Raw genomic sequence first — 4,706 nt, forward strand, 5'->3', positions numbered from 1 at the left:
TTTTTCGTAGGCTTTCGCGATGTTATAGGTGTACTGAAAGTTCACCATGTCGTTCTGGGCGAAGAAAAGGCAAAGCTCGGCATAGGAGGTCAAGGTGAGGGTCTTGGGAGCGGAGGTCTTATTGGTGACGGCGATATGCCAAAGTTCCAGGTTATCATCGACCGGGACGACATAAAGGGTATCCGTTGAAACGCCTTTATAGTGGGAGGAAACTCGGGTGTAGCCGAACCCATGGCGGGTCTCGGTCTTATATTCGGAAAGGTCCTTCAGGACGGGCTGCCAGGTGGCCGACCAGAAATCCTTGGTTTTCTCGTCACGGAGATAGATGTAGCGGCCGGGGCGGTCCACGGGAATGTTATTGAGGCGATAGCGGAGAATGCGCTTGTCGCGGGCGGAAAGATGGAAGCTATAGCCGCCCCCATTATTGGAGATCAGGGCGCAGTATTCGTCATTATGAAGATAGTTCATCCAGGGAGCGGGTGTATCCGGCCGCTCGATGACATATTCCTTATTTTCCACGTCGAAGTAGCCGTAGCGCATGGAGCCCATCCCGTTCCAAAGGTTTTACTCGGTTCAAAAAAGAACGAGCACGATCAAGACCAAAACCGTCGGCACAACGAACGAAGCTTGGGAAGAAAAATGGTGGGTGATGCAGGGCTCGAACCTGCGACCCGCTGATTAAGAGTCAGCTGCTCTACCAACTGAGCTAATCACCCATCACAACAAAGAAATAAAATGGTACGCCTGAGAGGGCTCGAACCTCTGACCTACAGATCCGGAATCTGTCGCTCTATCCAACTGAGCTACAGGCGCATCTTTCCTCGACCCAATTCCGGAGGATTCGCCTCCCACAAAATGGGGTGAGAGACGGGAATCGAACCCGCAACCCCCAGATCCACAATCTGGTGCTCTAACCAATTGAGCTACTCCCACCATCGTCCTTCGACCATAGGTCGAAACCGGGTGTGAAAAACCATTTCGACAGGATCAAACAGTTTTTCGGGAGAAAAGCCATAAGAGTGTAGGAAGGGAGCCCGTAATTGTAAAGATTTTATTTGGATGGAAGGTCTTTCCGGTCAGCCGTTACCAGGAGGCATCCAAGCCGCTCCAAAGGAGGGGCGAACCGCATCCAAGGTCGAGCAAAAGCAAGGCCGATGCCGCGGCATTTTTCCATACCAACAAAATCGGGCTTGGTCGTCCGTTCCTGGAAAGATGGTGCGCCTGCCCGGAGTCGAACCGGGGACCCACTGCTTAGAAGGCAGTTGCTCTATCCAACTGAGCTACAGGCGCAAAAATAACGGCAGCGGACCAAGACGTTGAAATTCCAATGATCGGATTGGACTTTTCTGGTCGGGGCGGTGAGATTTGAACTCACGACCCCTTGGTCCCAAACCAAGTGCGCTACCGCTGCGCTACGCCCCGACCTGAAAAGTTCACGAATGATCCACGGCCCGCCCCTGGGCCGTGACAGTTTAACCTATTTCCGGCCCTTCAAGGCCTCGAGTGCCTTTTGCAACGCAAGACCGCGATGACTGATCCGGTTCTTCTCCTCCAAAGACATTTCGGCGAAGACCTTGTCCGAACCCACCGGTCGAAAGACCGGGTCATAACCAAATCCAGTGCTCCCCCGTTCCACCTCCTCGATGGCGCCCCGGACCTCACCGATCACCTGGTCTTTCCCCCCATCGGGATGCAGTATGGTGATGACGGTGCGGAAAACAGCCCCGCGGTCCGGTGCCGGGACTCCCGCCATGGCTTTCAACAACTTCCTGACATTGTCCGAATAAGTGCAATGGTCCCCGGCATAACGAGCCGCAAAGATCCCGGGCTCCCCGTTCAAGGCGTCCACAAAAAGTCCCGTATCGTCGGCCAAAGCGGACCACCCCGAAAAGCGGCGGAGAGCATCCGCCTTTTTGAACGAATTCTCCTCCAAGGTAGCCCCGTCCTCGACGACCTCGGGAACCCCCGGAAGATCGAAAGCCGCTACCAGTTCCCATCCCGAACCAGTCAGCGCTTCCCTCATTTCACGGGCCTTGTCCTTGTTGTGGGTGGCCAAAACGATCTTTTTCATCCGCGCAGGGCCATTGTTTGGGCGTTCAGGACCTGTCGGATCCCTTTTTCCGCCAACCCCAGCATGGTCTGGAGCTTTTTTTGGGAGAACGGCTCCTGTTCGGCTGTTCCTTGTATCTCGACGAAGTGACCCGAACCGGTCATGACCACATTGAAGTCCACATCCGCCTGCGAATCCTCCTCGTAGCACAGGTCCACTATGGGTTTCCCGCCGACGAATCCAACGCTGATCGCCGCCAATTGGTCCTTCAAAGGCCATTGATCGATGACCTTCCGCTGCCGAAGGCCTTTCAAGGCATCCACCAAAGCCACATAGGCCCCGTTGATCGAGGCGGTCCGCGTCCCGCCATCCGCCTGGATCACATCACAGTCCAGGATGACCTGCCTCTCGCCGAGGGCCTCCAGGTCCATGACCGAACGCAAGGACCGTCCGATCAAGCGTTGGATCTCATGGGAACGCCCGTCGATCTTTCCCTTGACCGCGGCCCGGGCGGTCCGTTCCTTCGTGCTCCGGGGAAGCATGGAATATTCCGCCGTGACCCATCCTTTTCCCTTCCCTCTCAGGAACGAGGGCACCTCCTCGGAAACGCTGGCGTTGCAAAGGACCTGGGTATTTCCCATCGAAACAAGAACGGATCCCTCCGCATAACGCGTGAAGCGCCTTAGGAACTTGATCGGGCGGATCTTCCCCATGTCTTCCTCCAATGTCCTTTAAATGAAAAAACCCCATGTGGCGGCGCCAAATGAGGTGGATCGAGATCGAAATGGACTGAAAGTTCGCTGAATTCTAGCCGCCGACACCCAGACTGTCAATTTGGTCAAAGAAGCATGATGTAACCGCTCAACCGCTGGAAATCGCGGGAGGGTTTCCCATCGATGGCGCTTTTCTTCCCTTTTTCCGTCACCCATTGGAACATCCGGGCCCGGATCTTGTTCTTGAGGCCCGCGCCCAGCCCTTTTTCGATCGCCTGGAGCCTCAAACGGAGCAGGGTCGAGAGCGCGGCGTCCAAGGTCTCATCCCCTTTGGGAGTCCCCATGGTGTTCTTGTTATCGATCAACCGCTGTGCGTCCAGAGAACCGTCCTCCAGCAGGTTCCCATGGGCATCCCAATTGGTGTTACGGAAGACCTCGGGAAATTGACCGCGCGCCAATTCAACGGTCCGGGACAACATGGTCATGGCCTTCTTTTCCCCGACCAGATCCTTCAGTTCGAAAAGAAGGATGTTCCGGAATTCGTCATAAAGCATCAGGAACTCGTGTTCGGCTTGAAGTTTCTTGAGCTCGACATCCTTGGCCTGCTTCTCCACTTCAGCGGCCTTTTCCGGGTCCAATTCAGGGGTCGATGGGGCAGCGGGTGCGCCGCCCATGAAAGGAGGGGCGATCGGAGCGGAAAAATCGATGGGGGACTCGGGAGCGCTTTCTTCGGGTTGGGCCTGCGTTTCGGGGGCAGGAGCGGTCACGGCTTCTTCAGCCGTAATGACCTGCTCATCGGGCGCCTGCGGGAAGGAGGCCTCGATCGAATCGTGGAGTTTTCGTTCCAATTCATGGGTCTGGACCTGAAGGGCTTCGTCCCTTTGGTCCATCCATTCCTGGAATTGGCTGTCCTGTTCAGGTGTCGCGGTCTCGCTCGCCTGAACCGCGGGGCCGTCTTCCGGCACCCCGGCCGGGGAACTCAGTTCCCCGCCAAAGATGTCCGAGATGTCTATTTTGAGCTCTTCATCCCGCTTGCGCATGGACCGCCTTCCCAGAAACGACTTCGGCATCATATAAATTGGCGCGGAAACTTGTCAACGACGGCCGGTTCAGAAGTCCTTTTGAAGTTCGACCGAGAAGATGTCCTTGATGTAAAAAAGGCTGGGCTGTGCCGATTCCGTCCGAAAACGACTGATCCCCAGGTTCAAGGACCATTGAGGCGCCCATTCCCAGCTCGTCTTGATGGACAAGAGGTCCTGGCTATCTTCGTCCACATAGCCGATCTGAAGATCCGGATTTCCCAGGATCGGGGGCGTGTCGTACTTCTTCGAATAGAGCCTGAAGAACAACTGGAGGTACAAGGAAGAGGCCGGTTTCAGGATGGCGGCCCAAGAGATGCTATCGACCGTATTGGCGAAACCGTAGCTGTTCGAATCCGTTCTTTGGTGTTCCAGCTGGAAGTCCTGAAGGACCGACTCGACATAAAGATGGCCGATCGCCCGGATGGACCAGGTCCGGTCGTTCTGGAGCGGAAAATCGGGGGAGGTCATGGTGACCGGGCCGTTCACCTGGATCGAGGTCCGGTTGAATTGCCGGACGTTATAGCCCCCTTCCAACTTGAAGGACAACTGTTCGTTGACTTCGCGTTGTATGGAAAATCCAGCCGATTGGTCCAGGTAATTCCTGGAACGGAAGGTGTCGGACGCGTCGTAATAATAGCGGGAATAGTCATGGAAAACCCCGAACAGTCCCCAAGGGCCCCGGGGGAGCCAGGCCATGTCCAAATAGTTCCCGTCCTCGAAATAGTCGTAGTTCGATTCCCCGCTGAACCGCCAAAACCATGTTTTCTTGAAGGAAAAGCTGAGGTCATCCGGATCCCACCCGATGGAGAGGTTCAAGTTGTTTCGGAAATTGTTCTGGTCCGCATAGGTCTGATATTGATC

5 protein-coding genes and 5 tRNA genes are annotated in these 4,706 nt (G+C 55.6%); all 10 read right to left on the reverse strand.

Features of this window, described 5'->3' with window-relative positions:
* Positions 1 to 540, reverse strand: a 540-nt coding sequence (locus tag VHE12_07000; GenBank protein ID HVZ80540.1) for a N,N'-diacetylchitobiose phosphorylase, incomplete at its 3' end; no start/stop codon positions are given.
* Between the two features lie 100 nt (positions 541 to 640).
* Positions 641 to 716 (reverse strand) — tRNA-Lys (locus VHE12_07005).
* A 20-nt stretch (positions 717 to 736) separates the two neighbouring features.
* Positions 737 to 813, reverse strand: a tRNA-Arg gene (locus VHE12_07010).
* 43 nt (positions 814 to 856) lie between these two features.
* Positions 857 to 933, reverse strand: a tRNA-His gene (locus VHE12_07015).
* Between the two features lie 280 nt (positions 934 to 1,213).
* Positions 1,214 to 1,290, reverse strand: a tRNA-Arg gene (locus VHE12_07020).
* 57 nt (positions 1,291 to 1,347) lie between these two features.
* Positions 1,348 to 1,422: transfer RNA gene (locus VHE12_07025), tRNA-Pro, on the reverse strand.
* A 55-nt stretch (positions 1,423 to 1,477) separates the two neighbouring features.
* Complete coding sequence (gene rdgB, locus VHE12_07030) at positions 1,478 to 2,071, reverse strand: RdgB/HAM1 family non-canonical purine NTP pyrophosphatase (protein ID HVZ80541.1); 594 nt, start codon at positions 2,069 to 2,071, stop codon at positions 1,478 to 1,480.
* Positions 2,068 to 2,763 carry a ribonuclease PH gene (gene rph / locus VHE12_07035; protein HVZ80542.1) on the reverse strand — a complete coding sequence of 232 codons (696 nt, stop codon included), beginning with the start codon at positions 2,761 to 2,763 and terminating at the stop codon, positions 2,068 to 2,070. The genes rdgB and rph overlap by 4 nt, the downstream gene beginning before the upstream one ends.
* A 125-nt stretch (positions 2,764 to 2,888) precedes the next feature.
* Positions 2,889 to 3,803, reverse strand: coding sequence for a hypothetical protein (locus tag VHE12_07040; protein HVZ80543.1), 915 nt, complete (start codon positions 3,801 to 3,803; stop codon positions 2,889 to 2,891).
* A gap of 69 nt (positions 3,804 to 3,872) precedes the next feature.
* On the reverse strand, positions 3,873 to 4,706 hold an 834-nt coding region (locus VHE12_07045), incomplete at its 5' end, for a hypothetical protein (protein HVZ80544.1).

This window comes from bacterium (assembly GCA_035549195.1).
Lineage (GTDB): Bacteria > Oederibacteriota > Muellerivitia > Muellerivitales > Muellerivitaceae > DASZRK01.

What these genes read in the sequence shown, in the direction of transcription:
- rdgB (HVZ80541.1), bottom strand. Translation starts at nt 2,071, where the DNA reads ATGAAAAAGATCGTTTTGGCCACCCACAACAAGGACAAGGCCCGTGAA.
- rph (HVZ80542.1), bottom strand. Translation starts at nt 2,763, where the DNA reads ATGGGGAAGATCCGCCCGATCAAGTTCCTAAGGCGCTTCACGCGTTAT.
- VHE12_07040 (HVZ80543.1), bottom strand. Translation starts at nt 3,803, where the DNA reads ATGCGCAAGCGGGATGAAGAGCTCAAAATAGACATCTCGGACATCTTT.